Raw genomic sequence first — 20432 nt, 5'->3', positions numbered from 1 at the left:
TCGCCTCGGCTACGGGGAGAACGCTAGGGACCACGCGACGGCGCGTCAGCGGTCGATGTTCCCGAGCTTCGGGGACTTCGGACCCTCACCGAAGTCGCTCAGGAATCAGCGGAAAGGACCGCGGCGTTGAATCCGGCCGAGCCGGACATGGCCATGCCACCGTCGACCACGATTCGCGCGCCGTTGACGAACGACGCGATCGGCGAGAGCAGGACGGCCGCCATCCGGCCGACCTCGTCCTGGCGGGCGAACCGGCCCAGCGGGACCATTCCCTCCCACACGTCGCCGTCGGCGGTTTCGGTCAGCCGGCGCATGCCTTCGGTGCCTTCCACGGGGCCGGGGACGAGCGAGTTCGACCGGATGCCCAGCGGGCCCCACTCCAGCGCGAGCGTGCGCATCAGCTGGTCGACCCCGGCCTTCGCGGCGGAGACGTGCGCCTGGTGCAGGAACGGCATCCGCGACTGACCGCCCGACACGAACAGCAGCGCCCCGCCGGTCTGCTTCACCTGCTCGAAACCCGCCTTCGCACAGTGGAAACTGCCGAGCAGGTCGATGTCGGTGACCGCGCGGAACCCGTTCGTGCTGATCTTCTGGGCCGGCGCGAGGAAGTTCCCCGCCGCCCCGCACACGATCCCGTCCATCGGGCCGATTTCCGTCGCGGCGTGGTCGAAAGCGGCGGCCACCGCGGCCTCGTCGCGGACGTCGGCCACCGCGTAGGAGGTCTTGACGCCGTACTCGGCCAGCTCCCGCACGGCGGCCTGGAGCTTCGCCTCGGTGCGCCCGCAGATGGCGATGTTCGCGCCGACCGCGGCGCATTCGCGGGCGATCGCGAGGTTGACCCCGCTCCCGCCGCCACTGACGAAAACGTTGCGGCCACGCAACAGATCGGGATGCAGCAGCCCGGTCATCGTTCCTCCCCCACGCTCCGCAGGCGCTCGGTCAGCGCCGGATCGATGCCGAACTCCGCGCACAGCCGGCGGATCTCCTCGGCGTACCGGGCGACGTTGCGGAGTTTGACGTGCTCGTACCCGCGCACCTGGTCGATGGCCTGCAGTAGTTCCGCCGCCGCGCCGGCGTTGCCCGCGTCCAGTTTCCCGGCCACGGCGCGCACCAGCGCGGTGTAGTGCCGGACCAGGTCGCGTTCGGTCCTGCGGACACCGGCATAGCCGAACACGTCGAACGGTGTGCCGCGCAGCACCTTCAGCCAGGCCAGCACGGCGAACACCGGGCGGAACCACGGCCCGAGGCGGAGTTTCCGCTTCATGCCCAGCGCACGCAGGATCGGCGGGTGCAGGTACCAGGAAACCTTCGCGCCCTGCCCGAACTCCGCCTCCACCGCGTCGCGCGCGGAGTCGAGGAGGTGCAAGCGCGCCACCTCGTACTCGTCCTTGTACGCGGTCACGTGGTGCAGCTGCCGTAGCGCGGTGTCGGTGACCGGGCCCGGCGCTCCCGTCGCCGCAGTTTCGGCGGCGGCCACCTCACCGATGGCGTCGAGGTAGCGGGCGGCGGTGGCCTCGTTCTGGAAAGCGACCAGGTCGCCGACACGCCGCTCCAGCGCCTCATCCGGCCAGATGCGCCGGACACTGGCGGCGAGATCCGCGCTCAGCGCACGGGATCGACGCCCGGATCCGGCCCGGAAACCGGCGACGGCCGCCGGGTCCGCGACGGCCACGCGGCCCCACCGGAACGCCTGGATGTTGGCCTCGACGGCGGCACCGTTGAGGCGCAGGGCCTCTTCGATGGAGGACGCCGAGATCGGCAGCGCACCACTCTGGAAGGCCGCGCCGACGAGCACCGTGTTGGCCATCAGGTGGTTGCCGAACACCCTGGCGGCGATCTCGCCGGGGTCGATGAACACGTTGTCCGCCGCGCGGCTCACGGCGTCGAGCGCGGCCGTCAGCTCGTCCCGCCCCGGGTACGGGATGCTCGGGTCCACGGCCTGGTCCGCGGTGGGGGTCGGGCTGAGCGAGCCCACCGCGACCGTCCTTCGTGGACCGGCTTGGGCGAGGTTCGCCGGGGTCAGCGAGGCCAGGAGGTCGAAGGCCAGGAACAGATCGGCGCCACCGTCCGGGATCCGCGCGGCGGGTTCGGTGGCCGCGTCACGGTAGATCTGCAGCTGCGACACCACCGGCCCGGCCTTCTGGCTCGAGCCGGTCAGGTCGAGGTTGCGCACGTGCTTGCCGTCCAGCGCCGCCGCGGTCGCCAGCACCTGGCTCATGGTGACCACGCCGGTGCCGCCGATCCCGGTCATCGTGACGTTGAAGGCGTCGGCGGGCACGATGGCCCGCGGTTCGGCCACTTCCGGGGCCGGTTCGGCCTTCCGGGCCGTACGGCGCGCGTTCGTGGTGTCCACCGCGAGAAACGACGGGCAGTCGCCCTTGACGCACGAATAGTCGAAGTTGCAGGACGACTGGTGGATGGTCGTTTTGCGGCCGAACTCGGTCTCGACCGGTTGCACGCTCAGGCACTGGGACTTCGCGTTGCAGTCGCCACAGCCCTCGCACACGCGGTCGTTGACCGCGATCCGCCGGGTCGGCCGCGCCATCTTGCCCTGTTTGCGCAGCCGTCGTTTCTCCGCGGCGCAGTACTGGTCGTGCAGCAGCACCGTCACGCCCGGCGTCGCGGCGAGGGTTTCCTGTGCTTCGATCAGCCTGTCCCGGTGCCACACCTCGACACCGCGGGCGAGGCGCACTCCGCGATACCGCTTCACGTCGTCGGTGGTGACGATGGTGCGGGCGACCCCTTCGGCGTCGAGCAGCCTGGTCAGCTCGGGCACGGCCATCGCGCCGGCGACGTCCTGCCCGCCGGTCATCCCGACGGCACTGTTGTAGAGCAGCTTGTAGGTGATGTTGACCCCGGCGGCGACAGCCGCGCGCAGGGCGAGGCTGCCGGAATGGTGGAAGGTGCCGTCGCCGACGTTCTGGAAGATGTGCGGGATTCCGGTGAACGGCGCCATCCCCGCCCATTGCGCGCCTTCGCCGCCCATCTGCGTGAAGCCCGCCATCACGCCGTACTCTTCGCGCGGCACGACGAGTTCCAGGATGTGGCAGCCGATCCCGGCGGCGACCGTCGCTCCTTCCGGCACGATCAGCGAACTGTTGTGCGGGCAGCCGGAACAGAAGAACGGTTTGCGCGAGGTGACCAGCGGGAGCAGTTTGCGCTCCCGCTCGGGCTCGGGCAGGGCGAACGACAACGGTGACGCCGCGCTCAGCGCGCCGCGCAACCGCCGGGCCACGAGATCCCCGTTCAGTGCCCCGTATTCGGGGAACAGCTCCCGCCCCTCGGCGTCGGTCTTCCCGTACACGCGGGGCGCGTCCGGCTTGCCGTACAAGGCTTCCTTGAGGAACCGCTCGATCAGCGGCCGCTTCTCCTCGACCACGATCACGGTCTCGACGCCCTCGGCGAAGTCGCGCCACTCGTCAGTGCCGACGGGGTAGAGAGCGCCGACCCGCTTCACCCGGATCCCGTTGGCGCGCAAGGCTTCCTCGTCCAGGCCGAGGATGTCGAGCGCCTTGCGCAGGTCGTAGTACGTCTTCCCGGCGGCCACCAGCCCGACGCGGGGCCGCTCCGGCTCGACGGTCACGGGGTTGAGGTTGTTGCGGCGGATGTAGAGCCCGGCGAGCTCCCGCCGCTCCCCCACCAGATCCCGCTCGGCCTCACGCATCGGCCCGCCGGGCGTGTTGATCCACAGCCGCGGCTCGAAGGGTTTCCCGCCGCGCATGAGCCGCGGCCTGTCCAGCCGCAGCCGGTCCGGCGTGATGTCCGCCGAGCCCGACGCGTCGGCGGTTTCGGTGACCAGCTTGAAGCCGACCCACAACCCGCACAGCCGGGACAGCTCGTAGCCGTGCGCCCCGAGGTCCAGGATTTCCTGCACCGAGCCCGGATAGAGCACCGGCATACCCCAGTCGACGAAGGCGCCGGCGCTGTCGGTCGGGAAGTTCGTGGAGGCCGCGTCCGGGTCGTCTCCGGCCACCACCAGTACCCCGCCGTTGCGCGCCGTGCCCCGGATGTTGCCGTGCCGCAACGCATCCCCGGCCCGGTCCACGCCGGGCGCCTTGCCGAACCACATGCCGAAAACGCCGTCGGCCTTCGCGTCGGGGAGAGCGGTCACGGTCTGGCTGCCCCACAGGGCCGTCGCGGCCAGGTCCTCGTTCAGCCCGGGCTGGTGCAGGATCCGGTGCCGCTCGAGAATCGCGCGCTGCCGGTTCAGCTCGACGTCGACGCCGCCCAAGGGCGATCCCGGATATCCGGAGACCAGGCCCGCCGTGTCGAGGCCACGGGCCTGGTCCCGCAGCCGCTGGTCGGTCAGGACCCGGATCAGCGCCTGGATCGCGGTGAGGTAGACGCGGCCCTCTTGCCGGGTGAACCGCTCGTCGAGGCTCCGGGCCGGTGCGGGAGAAATGGCTGTCATGTCCTGCCTTTTCGCTTGCGGGGTCCTACAGTTCGGCGATCGTGTAGCGCTCGACGTAGTCCCAGTCGATGTTCACCCCGAGGCCCGGCCCGTCGGGCGCGACGGCGTAGCCCTCGGAGTCGATCCGCACGGGCTGCTCGACGGCGAAGTCGAACGTCCGCGTCGGCACGAGCTGCTCGAAGAAGTCCGTGTTGCGCATCGAAAGCGCGACGTGCAGGGCGGCGGCGTCCATCATCGGGTTCGGGTTCGTGTGGATCTCGCAGTTGAGCCCGAACGCCTCGGCGAGCGCCCCGATCTTGCGGGTCTGCCCGATGCCGTAGGTGAACGACGGGTCCGCGCGCACGATGTCCACCGCGCGCGACGCGGCGAACTCGGCGCGGGCGAGCAGGCCGCCCTCGTTGGTCTCGGTACCGGCGATCGGCGTCTTGAGTTTGTCGGCGAGCAGGCGATAGCCGTGCAGGTCGTAGTCGCGCAGCGGCTCCTCGTACCAGTAGTAGTCCAGCTCGTCGAGCACCTGGCCGACGCGCAGGGCGTCACGCTGGTCGTAGCCGGACACGACGTCCACCATCAGCGCCCAGTCGCCCACGGCCGCACGGACGGCCTGGCAGCATTCGATGTCGAACTCGGGGTCGCCGAGCACGTGGAGCTTGTAGCCGTGGTAGCCACGGCCCTGGAACTCCAGCGCCTCCTCGACGAACTCCTCCACCGTGGAATGCGTCATCGAACTGGCGTAGGCCGGGATCCGGGTGCGGTAGGTGCCGAGGATCTCGTGGATCGGCGCGCCCCGGATCTTGCCGTACAGGTCCCAGAGCGCCACGTCGGCGGTGCCGACCATGAACAGCGGCGAGAACCACAACCGGTTGGCGTCCCACATCTCCTGCCACAGGGCCTCGCGCTCGAGCGGGTTGCGGCCGATCAGGAACGGTTTGACGGTGGAAGCGAGGTAGTGGCCCATGCCGAGGCCGCCGCCGAGGCTGAGCGTCTCGCCGGTGTGGCCTTCGTCGTCGGTGATCCGCAGCGCCACCAGCTCGGTGTGCAGCGACTGCATCGACTGGCCCTTGATGAACGTCTCGGGCGCCGAGTCGTCGGCGGGCCGCCGGAAAACCGAGATCCGGACGTCGTCGATCTTCATGGGGTTCCTCCCTCGTGGATGTCTGCCGAGCCGGTGACTTGGTGACAGGCGGCCGTTCCCCCGCCCGCGATGGCGACGAGCGGGGGTGGCGTGGTGTGGCAGGTTTCGTCGGCGATCGGGCACCTTCCGGCGAAGACGCACCCGCGGTGCGCTTCGGTCTGGTCCGGTGGCTCGCCGGTCAGCGGCCCGCGCCGGCCGCGGCGTGCGGTGGGGTCGGCGACGGGCATGGCCGACACGAGCGCCTGGGTGTACGGGTGTGCCGGCGCCACGTGCACGCGCTCGGCCGGGCCGGTCTCCACGACGTGTCCCAGGTACATCACGACGGTCTCGTCGGCGATCCAGCGGACCACGCCGAGGTTGTGCGAGATGAACACGTAGGCGAGACCGTGTTCGCGCTGCAGCTGCCCGAGCAGTTCCAGAATCTGGTTCTGCGTCGAGACGTCGAGCGCGCTGACCGCTTCGTCGAGGACGAGCACATCCGGTTTCGTCGCGATCGCACGGGCGATCGCGACGCGCTGGCGCTGCCCGCCGGAGAACTCGTGCGGGTACCTTTCCGCGGCGTCGGCGGGCAGCCCGACGTCGCGCAGCAGTTCGGCGACCCGCCTTTCGCTGTCTTTTTTGGACAGTCGCTCGTGGACGACGAGCGGTTCCGCCAGCGAGTTCCGGATGGTCGCGGACGGGTCGAGTGAGGAGCACGGGTCCTGAAACACCAGCTGGATGTGCCTCCGCTGCTCCCGCCGCGGCCGCCGGAACTCCTTCCCGAGCACCCGCACCGTGCCGCCGCTGAGGGGGACCAGCCCGGTCATCCCCCTGGCCAGGGTGGACTTGCCCGATCCCGACTCGCCGACGACCGCCAGCGTGCGGCGTCGCTCCAGCCGCAGGCTGACTCCGGACACCGCGCGCAGCCGGCGGCGTCCCTGCCGGAACTCGACGCTGACGTCGTCGAGTTCGAGTGCCTGCTCAGACATGCGCCGCTCCTTCCGGCCGCAGGTCCAGCCCGGCCGCGCGGGAGCACGCGGCGGCGTGGCTGCCGCCGAGCGTTTCGAGCACGGGAAGTGCGCCGGCACAACCGGGTTCGGCGAATCCGCAGCGCGGCTCGAACCGGCATCCGGGCGGGAATTCGCCGGGTCTCGGCGGCGACCCCGGGATCGAGTACAGCCCGCCCTTCGCGCCCGAAGGCACTGATCGGAGCAACCCTGCGGTGTAGGGATGCCGGGGCCTGGCGAACAGCTCCGCGACCGGAGCCCGCTCGACGATGCGGCCCGCGTACATCACGGCGACCGTGTCGGCGATCTCCGCGACCACCCCGAGGTCGTGGGTCACGAAGATCATCGCCATCCCGTTGCCGGACCGCAGTTCCCGCAGCAGGTCGAGGATCTGCGCCTGGATGGTGACGTCGAGCGCGGTGGTCGGTTCGTCCGCGATCAGCAGCCGCGGCCGGCAGCCGATCGCCATGGCGATCATGACCCGCTGCCGCATCCCGCCCGAGAACTCGTGCGGGTAAGCCCCGGCGCGGCGTCCGGCGTGCGCGATACCGACCGCGTCCATGGCCTCCACCGCCGCACGCCGGGCCTCGCGGCGGTTCAGCCCGCGGTGCCGGCGCACGGCTTCGGCTATCTGCTCGCCGACCGTGAACGCCGGGTTCAGGCTGGTCATCGGCTCCTGGAAGACCATCGACAGCGGGCCGCCCCGCACCTTGTCCAGCTCGCGGCGGCGCAGGGTCAGCAGGTCACGGCCGTCGAAGCGCACCTGGCCCGTGACACGGGCGCGGTTCGCCGGCAGCAGCCGCATCACGGCCATCGAGGTGACCGTCTTACCGGAACCGGATTCCCCGACCAGTGCCACGGTCTCGCCCCGCCCGACCGTCATCGACAGTCCGCTCACCACCTGGTTCCAGCCCGCCCCCGCGCGGAATCCGACGGTGAGATCTTCGATTTCGAGAACGGTCATCGCCGCGCCCCCGATCCGCGCCCGAGCGCGTCGCGCACGCCGTCACCGACGAGGTTCAAGGCGAGTACCGCGACCGCGAGCGTGAGGCCGGGCAGCACGACCAGCCACGGTTGCTGGTAAAGGAAGTTGTAGCCCTGCGAGATCATCAGGCCCCAGCTGGCGGCCGGTGGCGTGACCCCGAGACCGAGCAGGCTGAGGCTGGCCTCGGCGATCAGCGCGAGCCCGGTGACGATCGAGATCTGCACCAGCACGGGCGGGAACGCGTTGGGCAGCACCCGGGTCGCCACCAGCCGTACCGCGGAAGTGCCGATCGCCCTGCTCGCGTCCACATAGGACTCGCGCAGCACCTCCGCGGTGGACGCCCGGACGAGGCGCAGGAAGGCGGGCGCGAACACCAGCCCGATCACGACCATCGCGTTGGTCAGCCCCGGGCCGATCGCCCCGAGCAGCGCGATCGCCAGCATCAACGGCGGCAGGCTCTGCAGGGCGTCGGTGATCCGCAGGATCACCATGTCGGCCCAGCGGCCGAAGTACGCGGCCACGAATCCGAGCGGGATGCCCACGGCCATCGCCACCACGACGGCCGTCAGCGCGGCCCGCAGCGCCACCTGGTCCGCGGCGATCAGCCGGGAGGCGACGTCGCGTCCGAGGTTGTCGGTGCCGAGCAGGTGCCCCGGGCTGAACGGTGCCGCGAAGGCGTGGCCCAGATCCTGCGCGTCCGGGTCCCGCGGCATGATCCACGGCTTGCACACGGCGGCCAGCACGAAGAGCCCGAGCAGGACGGCGCCCGTCATCGCGGGGACGTCCCGCCGGAAACGTCGTAGCGTGCCGTCGCGGCGAGCCGGGCGTGCCGCGCGCGGGGTGGCGGGCGGCCCGCTGATCGTCACGGGTTCCATGGCGTTCACCCCTTCCTCAGTTTCGGGTTGAGCCAGCCGTACGCCAGATCGACGGCGAGGTTGATGAGCTGGACGGCGATCGCGCTGATGAGCACGACGCCTTGCACGACGGGCAGATCCCGTTGCAGCGCCGCGTTGTAGGCCAGCGCGCCGAGCCCCTGGATCCCGAAGATCTGCTCGATCACGACGGTGCTGCCGATGACGACGGCCAGCTGCGTGCCCAGCGCCGTCACCCCGGGGATCGCGGCGTTCTTCAAGGCGTGTTTGAGAACCACCACGCGTCCCGGCAGTCCCTTCGCGATCGCGGTACGCGTGTAGTCCTGTTCCAGGACCCCGGCCAGCGACCCGCGCAGCTGCCGCGCGAGGATCGCCGCCGGCACCAGTCCGAGCGCGATCGAGGGCAGCACGAGGTGCTGGAACCACGGGCCGGCGCCACGGGCGGCAGGCACGTAACCGGCCGAGGGCAGCAGGCGCAGTTCGGTGGCGACCACGACGATCAGCACCAGGCCCACGACATAGCTGGGCGCCGCGAGGCTGATCGCGGAGAAGAACGACGCCACGCGATCAGGCCAGCCGCCGCGCCGTGCGCCCGCGACGATCCCGAGGAGACCACCGAGGACCACGGCGACGACGAAAGCGCCGAGTATCAGCGAAAGCGTGGCCGGGAGCCGTTGCGCGATCGCGTCCAGCACCGGTTGCGAGGACGCGAGTGAGCGGCCGAAGTCCCCGCTCAGCACCGACCCCAGCCAGTGCACGTACTGCACGACCAGCGGCTGATCGAGCCCGAGCGCGGTGCGGATCGCCGCGACCTGCGCCGGGCTCGGCGAGTCCCCGGCCAGTGTCACCGCGGGATCGCCGGGCACGAGCTGCACGAGCGAGAACGCCAGGATCGACACCAGGAACAGGACCGGCACGATGACGAGCAGGCGCCGGAGTACCAGCTTGCCCATCCCGATCAGCTCCCGGCACCACGGGTGGGCGCGTAGGCACCCACGTAGGACGCCTCGTACTTGGTGAGTTTGTCCGGGTCGTAGGCGAAGAGCACCTCGGGCTGGACCAGGGGCACGTTGAGCACCTGGTCGGTGGCGATCCGCGTCGCCTCGGCGGAAAACCGCTGCCGGCCGGCCTGGGTGGTGGCCGAGTTCAGGCTGTCGATCACGGCGTCGAGCCCGCCGGGCGCGTCACCGCTGGCGTTCAGCGTGGCACCGGACCGGAACTCCTTCTGCAGCGACAAGCCGGGATCGGCGACCTGCCCGCCGCCACCGAGCATCGCGTCGGCGTTCTTCTCGACGAAGTACACCGGGGAGAGCTGGTTGATGTCGACCGGTTTGAGGTCGAGCTTGATGCCGACCGCGGCCAGCTGGCTTTGCAGCAGTTCCGCCAGCTGCGGGTACGGGTCGGCGCCCGCGGCGTAGAGCATCGTGAACTCGAAACCGTCCGGGAGCCCGGCGTCGGCCAGCAGCTTGCGGGCGAGGACCGGGTCGTAGTGGTCGTAGTCGGGCCCGGCGTCCGGTGAGCCGCCCCAGAAGTCACTGGGGAAGATCGACGACGTCGGCTTGCACCGTCCGAAGTAGACGGCGGAGCAGATCGCGTTCCGGTCGATCGCGTGCGCGATCGCTTGGCGCGCCTGGAGATTGCCGAGCTCGGAGCGGGTGCGGTTGGTGAAGATGTTGATGAACCACAGCCCCGCCTTCTCCTCGACGCCGAGCCCGGCGCCCTTGGCCGCGTCGAACTGCGAGGGGGTCAGGTAGGTGATGTCGTACTGCCGCGAGATCGCGCCGTTGAGCCGGGCCTGGCCGTCGCCGACCGCGTCGATCTCGAGGTGCCGCGCGACGGCGGCCCCGGGGTCCCAGTATTCCGGGAACTTTTCGTAGACGGCGTGGTCCCCGGTCTTGTAGTCGGTCAGCCGGTACGGGCCGGAGCCCGCGTCCTGGGTGCTGAGGTCGACGCCGTCGGCGATGGCCTTGGGGCTGACCATCGCACCGCCGCGGTCACCGAGCGCCGCGGGCAGCGCGGAGTCCATTCTGGACAGTGTCAGCCGCGCGGTGTACCGGCCGGTGACCTCGGCACCGGTGACGGCGGTGAACATGCTTGCCACCGGGGACTTCCTGGCGGCCAGCAGGCGGTCGATGTTGGTCTTGAACGCCTGCGCGTCGAACGGGGTGCCGTCGTGGAACTTCACGTCCTGGCGGAAGGTGAAGTCGATCGAGGAGTCCCCGAAGGTCCAGGAGGTGGCCAGCATCGGCTGGACGTTGCCGTCGGCGTCGATCCTGGTCACCGTGTCGTACAGGGGTTCTTCGTAGGTCATCAGCTGCCAGATGGGGACCTGCAGCGGATCGAGACTGGCGGGGGCGAGGTGGAAGGCGATCTTCAGCGTGCCGTCCGCTCCGATCGCGGATCCGCCGGTACCGCACGCGGCCGTGGCCGCGACGAGCAGGGCGGCACCGGCCGCCGCGAGGTGTTTCCAGCGCTTCATGGGCCCGAGGTCCTTTCCAGGGTGCCGACACGGGCTGTGGTGGGGCGTCACGCCTGTGGAGGTGCGTGGCGGAGTCAGAGCTCGGCGACCTTGTGGTGGGCGATGTAGTCCCAGTCCAGCTCGCGGCCGATCCCCGGGCCGTCGGGCAGGTGCACGAACCCCTCGTTGTCGATCTTCACCGGCTCACACGCCGGGAAGTGGAAGAACCGTTCCGGCACGAGCTGCTCGAAGTACTCGGAGTTGTGCATCGCCGCGATGCAGTGCAGATGCGCGGCGTCGATGTGGCTGTTGGCGTTGGTGTGCACTTCCATGGCGAGCCCGAAGGCCTCGGCCAGCCTCGCGGTCTTCATCACCCCGGTGACGCCGCCGGTGAACGAGATGTCGCCGCGGACGATGTCGATCGCCCTGGTCACGATGTACTCCGGCTTCGCGTACACCGAGCCGGGGATGACTTCGAGCGCCATCAGCGGGATGTCGAGCTTGTCGGCCAGCATCTTGTAGCCGTGGATGTCCCAGTCCCGCAAGGGTTCCTCGTACCAGTGGAACTCCAGCTCCTCGAGCGCGCGGCCGACCTTGAGCGCCTCGGACTGGGTGTAGGCCCCGGCGGGGTCGATCATCAGCGGGTAGTCCTCGCCCACGGCCTCACGCACCGCGCGGCAGGCCGCGATGTCCTCTTTCCACTCGCCCTTGACGTGCAGTTTGTAGCCCTGGTAGCCGGCTTCCTTGTACTTCAGCGCGTCCTCGGCGAAGCCCCGCGGGCTGGGCAGGGTCATGCCGCTGGCGTAGGCGGGCACCTTGTCGCGCACGCCACCGAGCACGCGGTACAGCGGCTCGTTCAGCGATTTGCAGTACAGATCCCAGATCGCGAGGTCCACGGTGCCGATGGCGAACTGCGTGGAGTAGAGCAGCCGGTCGAGCTTCCACAGCTCCTGCCAGATGGCCTCGCGGTTACCCGGGTCCTGCCCGAGGACGAACGGGCGGATCCGGTCCGCGATGGAGTGCCCGAGGCTCAGCCCGCCGTAGGGGCTCACGGCCTCACCGACGAGACCGTCGTCGGACACGACCTCCACGGCGATGAAGTCCGTGACGTAGGGGGCGATCGACTGGCCCTTGATCATCACCTCCTCCATCCCGCCGGGGAGCGGGATACGGAAGGAAGTGATCCGGACGTCCTGAATCTTCACTGAACACCTCGCTGTGTTTCCTGGCCGCCGGCACGGCACCCGAGCACGGGGACCGGACTCGAATTGACGAACGCGTCAAGTGTGGGAGGTGGAAAGGATGCTGTCAAGAGAACCGGCGGGATCGAAAATCGCAGCAGGGCCATCCTTTGCCGCCGAAATCCCACGCAACACTTGACACACATGTCAATCAAGGGTGTGCTGTGGCCATGCACGTTCGCTACGAGGTGAGCGGCCACGTCGCCGTGGTCACGCTGGACCGGCCCGGGGCGATGAACGCGTTCACCGACGAGATGGAGTCCGGGCTGATCGAGTGCTTCGACCGCGCCGACGGGGACGACGACGTGCGGGCCGTGGTACTCACCGGCGCGGGCTCCGCGTTCTGCGCCGGCATGGATCTGGGCTCGGCCGCCGAGGGCGTCGCGCCCTTCGCCGCTTGGCGGGCGAGCGAATCCGCTCCTCCGGGCACACAGGACCGCGCTGGAGACGGGGAGCTCCCCTTGCGGCGAGACGGCGGCGGCCGGGTCGCGCTGAGGATCTTCGACGCGCGCAAGCCGGTGCTCGCCGCGATCAACGGGCACGCCGTCGGCGTCGGGATCACCATGACCCTGCCCTGCGACCTGCGGCTCGCCGCCGACGAAGCCAAGATCGCGTTTCCCTTCGCCCGCCGGGGATTCGTCCCGGAGTCCTGCTCCTCCTGGTTCCTCCCCCGGCTGGTCCCTCCCCAGCGGGCACTGGAATGGATGCTCACCGGGCGGACGGTGTCGTCCGAGGAGGCCCGCGAGAGCGGGCTGGTGCTGAGCGTGCACCCGGCCGGAAGCGTCCTTGACGCGGCGCTCGAGCTGGCGAGCCGGATCGCCGCGACCGCACCGGTGTCGAGTTCCTACACCCGGCGCCTGCTGTGGCGGATGCTCACCGCGTCGCACCCGATGGAGGCGCACCGCGTCGAAACCCTGGCCCTCAACGAGTTCGGGATCAGCGAGGACGCCGAGGAAGGCGTGGCCGCTTTCCTGGACAAGAGAACACCTTCCTTCACCGGCCGGGTCTCGGCGGCGCCGGACTTCCTGGCCGGCCTCCCCCGCCCCGGCTACCGCCCCACGAAAGGATCCTCATGAAGCGCGCCCTCTACACCGACGACCACGAGCAGTTCCGCGGTGTAGTCCGGGAGTTCGCCAGCCGCGAAGTCGCGCCGCACGTCCAGCGCTGGGAGGACGACCGGCTCATCGACCGCGGCGTGTGGCAGGCCGCGGGAAAACAGGGCGTTCTCGGCTTGAGCGCGCCGGAACAGTACGGTGGCGGCGGCCAGCGGCGCGACTACCGCTATCGCGCCATCGTGCTGGAGGAGCTGGCCCGGGTCCACGCCACTTCGCTGGCGTCGGGCTTCTCCCTGCAGGACGACATCGCCATCCCGTACCTGGACAGCCTGGCGACCCCGGAGCAGAAACAGCGGTGGCTGCCCGGGATGGCCTCGGGCGAGCTGATCGGCGCGATCGCGATGACCGAACCCGGCACCGGCAGCGATCTGCGGGGGATCCGCGCCACCGCGGCCAAGGTGGCCGGTGGCTGGGTCGTCAACGGGGCGAAGACCTTCATCACCAACGGAATCCAGTCCGATCTGGTGATCACCGTCGTCCGCACGGGCCCCGGCGGCGGCAGCCGGGACTTCAGCCTGCTGGTCGCCGAACGGGACATGCCCGGGTTCAGCCGGGGCCGCAAACTCGACAAGGTGGGACTCCACGGCCAGGACACCGCCGAACTGGTCTTCCAGGATGTGTTCATCCCGGAGGACAACCTGCTGGGCGAGCCCGGCGGCGGGTTCGGTCACCTCGTGGACCACCTGCCGCTGGAGCGGCTCTCGATCGCGGTGCAGGCGGTGTCCTCGGCCGACGCGATCTTCCGGTCGACCGTGGCCTACACCGACGAGCGCACGGCCTTCGGGGAGAAGATCGCCGACTTCCAGCACACCCGGTTCGTGCTCGCCGACATCGCGACCGAGCTGGACGTCACGCGCACGTTCGTGGACCAGGCCATCCTGGCGTACAACGAAGGCGCACTGTCCGTTGTGGACGCGGCGAAGGCGAAGCTGTGGGCGTCGGAGATGCAGAACCGGGTCGTGGACCGCTGCCTGCAGCTGCACGGCGGCTACGGCTACATGCTGGAGTACCCGGTGGCGCGCGCCTACCAGGACGCGCGGATCCAGCGGATCTTCGGCGGTACCAACGAGATCATGCGGCAGATCATCGGCAGGGACGTCGTCGGGCGCCGCTGAGGCCCGCTTCCCTCAGTGCTCCCCCAGCTCCTCGAACCACGTCCGGGCGAGCGCACGCACGGCCTCGTCCTCGTCGAACGCCATCCCGCGGAGGAACGCGAGGAAGCAGAACCGTTCGTGCTGCATCGACAGCAGCGCTATCCGGGTGTGCGGGCTTTCCCCGGTGTCTCCTGGCCGCGGCCTGCTCAGCGGCGCCAGTATCCCGGTGACCTCCCGGGTGTGTTCGAAGTAGACCTCGGCGAGCCGCGGCTCCAGCGCGATCGCTTCGTGCACGGCCAGCAGCCGGTGCCGGTTCCGGCGGTAGAACAGGAAAGTCTTGCGCAGCCACCGCTCGAGGGCCGCCAGGTCTCTCGGCCGCGTCCGGGTCAGCTCGCGGTAAAGCCCGATCAGCCGCACCCTCGCGACGTCCCACAGTCCTTCGGCCAGCTCGTCCTTCCCGGCGAAATGGGTGTAGAACTCCGCTTTGCCGGCCCCGGCCCGGCGCGCGATGCGCTCGACGCTGCTCTGGGCGTAGCCGTGTTCTTCGAACTCCTCCGTCGCCGCGGCGACAAGCCGTTGCCGGACCAGCGCTTCGTCCTCGATCCGGCTGCCGCCACCGGATCGTCCCGTGGCACGTGATCGTGACGCCACCAGCGTCCCTCCTCTGCCGGAACCCGCGCTAGCGCGCCCGTCCCGCCCGTTTCCTGGTCCCCTTGCGGGCAGGCAGCGGCAGGAGTGCTTTTTCCCAGATCGCCGACAGCGCGCCTACGAGGCGTTCCTCTTCGAAGGGGCGGTCCAGCGAGAACCACACGTAGCAGACGTATTCCAGCATGGCGCCCAGCGATTCCGCGGTGTACTCGACGTCCAGGTCCGCGTCGGCGAGCCCGGCGTCGATCATCCGGCGGATCCCGCGCTCGGTCCGGCGCACGAACGTCTCCCGCGCGTCCAGCCGTAGTTCACGCAGTTCGGGTGAGACCGTGCCGACCTGTTCCATCAGGGCGAGCATCGTGGCGTGCGGCCGGTAGGCCTGGACGAACCGGCGGATCGAATCGTGCACCCGGTCGTGGAAGTCCTCGCTGGGGATGAGGATCGCCATCGAGGCCAGCATCGACTCGATGACCGCGTGCGCGACCTCCTTGAAGATCGCTTCCTTGGTGTCGAAATACGTGTAGAAGGTGCCGTGGGAGACCTGTGCCTCCTTGGCGATGTCGCTGACGCGGGTCTCGATGAACCCCTTGCGTTCGAACACGCGGCGGGCCGCGGCCAACAGCTCTTCCCTGCGTTGCGCGCCACGGCCGGTGGTCGGCCCCTGGTCACGGCGCGCTTGCTGGACTTCCGTCGGCCCAGGCATGGTTTCTCCTCACTTCACCGACCGCGGCACCGGGTCGGGCACCGCGGCGCCCTCGGCACAGAGCGTACGGCGAGCCGTACTCCCGGCCAGTATCCGCCCGACTTGACACTCTCGTCAAGTCGGGCGGATCCGCGCGTTTCTCAGTACTTGGCCAGGAAACCGAGGTCCACCTGAAGTACGGTACCGGTGATGTTCTTCGCCTCGTCGGAGGCCAGGAACAGCACGGCGTTGCTCACGTCCGAGGGCTGCTGCCACGGCTCCGGCAGGATGTGGAACGGCGTCAGTACGCGCGCCGCGTCGTCCTCCGTCGGGTTCTCCACGTCCGGGACGAACGTCGACATCAGCGCGTCGTTGAGGATCAGCGGGGTCGCCACGTTCGTCGGCGCGACCGAGTTGACCCGGATCCAGTGCTGCCCCAGCTCGTTCGCCAGTGTCTTCATGAGACCGGCGACGCCGTGTTTGGCCGCGACGTAGTTCGCGATGTGCGGGACGCCCTTCTGGTACGCCGTCGAGCTGGTCAGGATGATGGAACCACCGTTGCCCGCCTCGATCATGGCGGGGATCGCGGCCTTCGTCGTCCGCCAGACCCCGTTGAGGTTGATGTCGATGGTGGTGAGCCACTGCTCCTCGGACATCTCCCACGCCGATTCCAGCGACAGCACGCCCGCGTTCGCGCAGACGATGTCGAGGCGGCCGAACTCGGCCACCCCGGCCGAGACCGCGGCGTCGAGGCTCGCCTGGTCGCGGACGTCGGCGACCTTCGAGACGATCTTCCGCCCCTCTTTTTCCACCAGCCGCACGGTTTCGGCGAGATCCTCCGCTCCGGCCATCGCGTAGGGGACGGTCTCGACGTCGGTGCAGGCGTCGACCGCGATGATGTCGGCGCCCTCCCTGGCCAGGCGCACCGCGTGTGCCCGCCCCTGTCCCCTCGCGGCACCGGTGATGAACGCGACCTTGCCCTCGACCCTGCCGGTCATGTGCCCGCTCCTTCCGTTGTGGTTTCCGTCTTCCCGTTCAGGACGCCAGGTAGATCGACCGCGACTTCAGGTACGCCGCATAGCCTTCCGGGCCCAGTTCCCGGCCGTACCCGCTGTCCTTGACCCCGCCGAACGGCGCGTTGAAGTGCTGCTGGTAGTAGTTGACGCCGATCGTGCCGGTCTCGACGCGGCCGGCGACCGCGGTCGCGTGCTCCACGTCGGCGCCGAACACCGCGCCGCCGAGGCCGTACCGCGAGTCGTTGGCGATCCGGACGGCGTCTTCCTCGTCGTCGTAAGGGATCGCGACCAGCACGGGGCCGAAGATCTCGTCACGGGCGATGGTCATGTCGCCGGAGACGTCGGCGAACAGCGTCGGCTCGACGAAGAAACCCCGGTCCATCCCCTTCGGCCTGCCGCCACCGGTCACCAGGCGCGCGCCTTCGTCCACCCCGGACCGGATGTAGCCCTCCACGCGGTCCCGCTGGCGCCCGGCCACGACGGGGCCGATTTCGGTGGCCGGATCCGCCGGGTCGCCGACCTTCATCGCCCGCATGGTGTCCGCGACGGCGTCGAGGGTCTCCCGGTACCGCGAGCGGGGCACGACCAGCCGGGTCATCAGCGAGCAGATCTGTCCACTGTGGGCGATGCAGTATCCGCCGATCCACGGCAGGAACGTCTCGAGGTCGAAGTCGTCCAGCAGGATCGCGGCCGATTTTCCGCCCAGCTCCAGCGTGTTCGGGGTGAGGTTCTCCGCGCAGGCGCGGGCGATGGCCCGGCCGGCACCCGGGGAGCCGGTGAAGCTGACCTTGTCGATGTCGCGGTGCCCCACCAGCGCGGCACCGGTGTCCGCGCCGCCGAACACGACGTTGACGACGCCGTCCGGCACGCCGGCCTCTTTCAGGATGTCCATGAACAGGTAGGCGTCGTAGGGGGTTTCGGGCGCGGGCTTGAGGACCGCGGTGCACCCGGTGGCGATCGCGGGACCGACCTTCTCCACGTAGATCCCCTGCGGCACGTTCCACGCCGTGACGAGACCGCAGACCCCGACCGGCTCCTGCCGCACGACCGTCCGCGCGCCGTTCCACACGCGCTGTTCCTCGAGTTCGGTGTTCTCCAGCAGATCGGCGTAGTAGCGGTACAGCGCGGCCGGAACCTTGACGTTCCCCCATTCCGCGATGGGGACGACGCTGCCGTTCTCCTCGATGATCGTGTTCTTCATCTCGTCGGCGTGCCGTTCGAAACCGTCGGCGATCGCGCGCAGGATCGCCGCGCGCTCCTTCACCGGCGTGCTGGGCCAGCCGCTCTCGTGAAACGCGCGGCGGGCCGTTTCGACGGCGGCGTCCACGTCCGCGGCGTCACCGGCCGGGACCGAACCGATCACCTCCTCGGTGGCCGGGTTGACAACCTCGAACCGGTCCTGCCCGTGTGATTCCACCGGCCGTCCGCCGATGATGTGTTCCGTGCGCTCGCCAGGGGCGATGGCCATTTTCGGAGCCTCCTCGTCTCTGCCGTCCACAATGGACTTTTCAGTTCATGCCGAACTTCGCCAGCAGGCCGAGGTCGACCGACAGCACGGTGCCGGTCACGTACCGCCCTTCGTCGGAAGCCAGGTACAGCACGGCGTTGCTGATGTCGACCGGCTCGACCCAGGCCAGCGGGAGGATGTGCAGCGGCCGGTACGCCTCGGCCATGTCCGCCGCGGTGGGTTCGTCCTTGTCCGGGTTGAACACCCGCATCACGGACTCGTTCAGCAGCAGCTTGGTGTTCACGTTCGTCGGCGCCACCGAGTTCACCCGGATCAGGTGCGGGCCCAGCTCGTTGGCCAGTGATCGCATCAGGCCCACCGCGCCGTGTTTGGCCGCGACGTAGTTGGCGATGTTCGGCACGCCCTGGTGGTAGGCCATCGAGCTCGTGATCACGATGGACCCGCCGTTGCCCGCTTCGATCATCGCGGGCGCCACCGCCTTGCAGGTGTGCCAGACCCCGGTCAGGTTGATGTCCAGCGTCGTCTGCCAGCGCGACTCCGTCATCTCCCACGTGGGCGCCATCGAGAGCACGCCCGCGTTCGCGCAGACGATGTCGATCCGCCCCAGCGCGTCCAGGCCCTTGGCGACGGCCGCGTCGAGCTGCTCCTGGCTGCGGACGTCGGCGACCGCGGTGACGGCCTTCCGGCCGAGCGCTTCGACCTGGCGCGCGGTCTCCGCCAGCTCCTGGGCGCTGCCCATCTCGTAGTCGACCGTCTCCAGTTCCGGGGACGCGATGTCGACCGCGATGATGTCCGCGCCCTCCTCCGCGAGCCGGCGGGCGTGCGACCGCCCTTGCCCGCGCGCCGCGCCGGTGATGAACGCGACCTTGCCCTCGACCCGACCGGCCATGGGGTGTTCTCCCTTCCGTTGCGCCCGTTTCAGGGGTGGATGAGTACCTTGATCGCGCCCGTGGGCCCGCGATCCGCCGCGAGAGCGAAGGCCCCGGCGGCGTCCGCCAGCGCGAACCGGTGTGTCACCAACGCGTGCTGGAGATCCGCGCGACGCGCGACGAACTCGAGACCGGCCTGGAATTCCTCCGGGGTGTAGATCAGCGCGAGCCGGAGGTTCACTTCCTTGAACACCGCGGCCGTCGAGAGTTTCGGCGCCCAGCTCGCGGAACCCAGGCTGACGACCGTCCCACCCGGACGGACGGCGTCGAGCGCGGCCGCCAAGGAGGACTGGGATCCCGCGGCGTCGAGCACCGCGTCCGCGTCGCCCGCGGCGGTGGCCGTGCGGACCCCGATGGCCTCGGCCGCACGGAACTGGTGCTCGTGCCGTGCCACGAGCCGCACCCGGTGGGTCTTCGCGAGCATCGCCGCCGCCGTCAGCCCGATGGCGCCCGCGCCGATCACCGCCACCTCGGCCCCGGGCGGGGCGCCCATCCTGCTCAACGCGTGGGTGGCGACCGCGGCGGGTTCGCCCAGCGCACCGGATTCCAGCGGCAACCCGTCAGGCAGCGGGTGGAGGTTCTTCGGCGCCGCAAGGACCTCGTCCGCGAACCCGCCGTCGAGTTCCGCCATGCCGGTGAACCGGGTCATCGCGCGGGGACACAGATTGGACCGGCCGGCTTGGCACATCCCGCAGACGGCGCACGGGTGATCGGGCCGCACGGCCACCGGCCTGCCTTCATCGGTCAGCCCGGCGACCTCGTGCCCCGGGGTCACGGAAAGCGCGCCCTGCGCTAGAAACCCCAGATCGCTGCCGCAGATCCCGGCGGAGCGAACCCGCACACGGACGGTTTTTCCCGGTACCGCGACGGGGTCCGGAACCTGCCGGACGGTTACGGCGTGGTCGGCGATCCGGACCGCACGCATGGCTCACCGCTCCCCGGCGCCGGAGGCGGTCAGGGACTCGAAGGGGGAATCCGGCAGACCGGCGGTGACGAGGAGCCCCTTCCCGGCCGGCGCACTCAAGACCGGCTCCGGACGGCATTTTCGGTCGAGGACAGCGGGAAACACGCGTCGTACATCGTCGTACTCCTTCGTGACGCACCTGCTGATGCGGCGACACAGTTGACATACGAGTCAACTTGCGAGTTCGAGGCTTCCTGTTCTTGAAGCTATTGAAGGTTTTCGATCGAGCACCAGGGCTCGTTACTTGCTCACCATAACCGATCTATTGATACCGATGTCAAGTGTTGGCCCGGGTGGAGGGAGACACGAACGGCAAAGAGCCCGGCGCGTCCGGCGACGCACCGGGCTGTGCCGGGTTGGGTTGGGTCGTGCTGGGGAGGGCCGTGACGGGGAAGGCTGTGCCGGGCTTGCCGGGCCAGGCCATGCCGGGC

The 20432-nt window shown here is 69.8% G+C and carries 17 protein-coding genes; 2 read left to right on the top strand and 15 right to left on the bottom strand.

What is annotated here, in order from left to right:
- Positions 1 to 98 precede the first annotated feature (98 nt).
- The 9 genes from FPZ12_RS34490 to FPZ12_RS34450 all read right to left on the bottom strand — a co-directional run bounded on the left by FPZ12_RS34490 (position 99) and on the right by FPZ12_RS34450 (position 12049).
- The gene (locus tag FPZ12_RS34490) at positions 99 to 908 is read right to left on the bottom strand and encodes an SDR family oxidoreductase (protein ID WP_144756489.1); all 810 of its coding nucleotides are present in this window, start codon (positions 906 to 908) and stop codon (positions 99 to 101) included.
- On the bottom strand, positions 905 to 4411 hold the full coding sequence (locus FPZ12_RS34485) for an indolepyruvate ferredoxin oxidoreductase family protein (RefSeq protein WP_144756487.1): 3507 nt from the start codon (positions 4409 to 4411) through the stop codon (positions 905 to 907). The genes FPZ12_RS34490 and FPZ12_RS34485 overlap by 4 nt, the downstream gene beginning before the upstream one ends.
- 25 nt (positions 4412 to 4436) lie before the next feature.
- Entirely contained in the window at positions 4437 to 5543 is a 1107-nt protein-coding gene (locus FPZ12_RS34480; RefSeq protein ID WP_144756485.1) for an enolase C-terminal domain-like protein, read from the bottom strand.
- Positions 5540 to 6511, bottom strand: coding sequence for an ABC transporter ATP-binding protein (locus tag FPZ12_RS34475; protein ID WP_144756483.1), 972 nt, complete (start codon positions 6509 to 6511; stop codon positions 5540 to 5542). The genes FPZ12_RS34480 and FPZ12_RS34475 overlap by 4 nt, the downstream gene beginning before the upstream one ends.
- A complete protein-coding gene (locus tag FPZ12_RS34470; protein WP_144756481.1) occupies positions 6504 to 7493 on the bottom strand; it encodes an ABC transporter ATP-binding protein in 990 nt (329 codons plus the stop codon). The genes FPZ12_RS34475 and FPZ12_RS34470 overlap by 8 nt, the downstream gene beginning before the upstream one ends.
- Positions 7490 to 8389 (bottom strand): ABC transporter permease, encoded by a 900-nt coding sequence (locus FPZ12_RS34465; RefSeq protein WP_144756479.1) that lies wholly within the window; start codon positions 8387 to 8389, stop codon positions 7490 to 7492. Before FPZ12_RS34465 ends, FPZ12_RS34470 begins: the two co-directional genes overlap by 4 nt.
- Positions 8390 to 8394: 5 nt before the next feature.
- Entirely contained in the window at positions 8395 to 9339 is a 945-nt protein-coding gene (locus tag FPZ12_RS34460) for an ABC transporter permease (protein ID WP_144756477.1), read from the bottom strand.
- Between the two features lie 5 nt (positions 9340 to 9344).
- Positions 9345 to 10865 carry an ABC transporter substrate-binding protein gene (locus FPZ12_RS34455; protein WP_144756475.1) on the bottom strand — a complete coding sequence of 507 codons (1521 nt, stop codon included), beginning with the start codon at positions 10863 to 10865 and terminating at the stop codon, positions 9345 to 9347.
- A 74-nt stretch (positions 10866 to 10939) separates the two neighbouring features.
- Complete coding sequence (locus FPZ12_RS34450; RefSeq protein WP_144756473.1) at positions 10940 to 12049, bottom strand: enolase C-terminal domain-like protein; 1110 nt, start codon at positions 12047 to 12049, stop codon at positions 10940 to 10942.
- 206 nt (positions 12050 to 12255) lie between these two features.
- Here FPZ12_RS34450 and FPZ12_RS34445 point away from each other — a divergent pair, with 206 nt between their 5' ends.
- Both FPZ12_RS34445 and FPZ12_RS34440 read left to right on the top strand, forming a co-directional pair.
- Complete coding sequence (locus FPZ12_RS34445) at positions 12256 to 13161, top strand: enoyl-CoA hydratase-related protein (RefSeq protein WP_144756471.1); 906 nt, start codon at positions 12256 to 12258, stop codon at positions 13159 to 13161.
- Complete coding sequence (locus tag FPZ12_RS34440) at positions 13158 to 14315, top strand: acyl-CoA dehydrogenase family protein (RefSeq protein ID WP_144756469.1); 1158 nt, start codon at positions 13158 to 13160, stop codon at positions 14313 to 14315. Before FPZ12_RS34445 ends, FPZ12_RS34440 begins: the two co-directional genes overlap by 4 nt.
- 12 nt (positions 14316 to 14327) lie before the next feature.
- On the opposite strand, the gene FPZ12_RS34435 is transcribed toward FPZ12_RS34440, so the two are convergent.
- The 6 genes from FPZ12_RS34435 to FPZ12_RS34410 form a co-directional block, all read right to left on the bottom strand.
- Entirely contained in the window at positions 14328 to 14945 is a 618-nt protein-coding gene (locus tag FPZ12_RS34435) for a TetR/AcrR family transcriptional regulator (protein ID WP_166463001.1), read from the bottom strand.
- Positions 14946 to 14973: 28 nt separating this feature from the next.
- Positions 14974 to 15645, bottom strand: coding sequence for a TetR/AcrR family transcriptional regulator (locus tag FPZ12_RS34430; RefSeq protein ID WP_144756465.1), 672 nt, complete (start codon positions 15643 to 15645; stop codon positions 14974 to 14976).
- Positions 15646 to 15785: 140 nt separating this feature from the next.
- Positions 15786 to 16622 (bottom strand): mycofactocin-coupled SDR family oxidoreductase, encoded by an 837-nt coding sequence (locus tag FPZ12_RS34425; protein WP_144756463.1) that lies wholly within the window; start codon positions 16620 to 16622, stop codon positions 15786 to 15788.
- Positions 16623 to 16659: 37 nt separating this feature from the next.
- Entirely contained in the window at positions 16660 to 18108 is a 1449-nt protein-coding gene (locus FPZ12_RS34420; RefSeq protein ID WP_144756461.1) for an aldehyde dehydrogenase, read from the bottom strand.
- A 40-nt stretch (positions 18109 to 18148) separates the two neighbouring features.
- Positions 18149 to 18997 carry a mycofactocin-coupled SDR family oxidoreductase gene (locus FPZ12_RS34415; RefSeq protein ID WP_144756459.1) on the bottom strand — a complete coding sequence of 283 codons (849 nt, stop codon included), beginning with the start codon at positions 18995 to 18997 and terminating at the stop codon, positions 18149 to 18151.
- A 29-nt stretch (positions 18998 to 19026) separates the two neighbouring features.
- Positions 19027 to 19962, bottom strand: a complete 936-nt coding sequence (locus FPZ12_RS34410) for a zinc-dependent alcohol dehydrogenase (protein ID WP_144756457.1) — start codon at positions 19960 to 19962, stop codon at positions 19027 to 19029.
- Positions 19963 to 20432: the final 470 nt, after the last annotated feature.

It is taken from the genome of Amycolatopsis acidicola (genome assembly GCF_007713735.2).
Lineage (GTDB): Bacteria > Actinomycetota > Actinomycetes > Mycobacteriales > Pseudonocardiaceae > Amycolatopsis_E > Amycolatopsis_E acidicola.
Note: the sequence above shows the minus strand (reverse complement) of the source record. Positions and strands in the feature narration are given on the sequence as shown.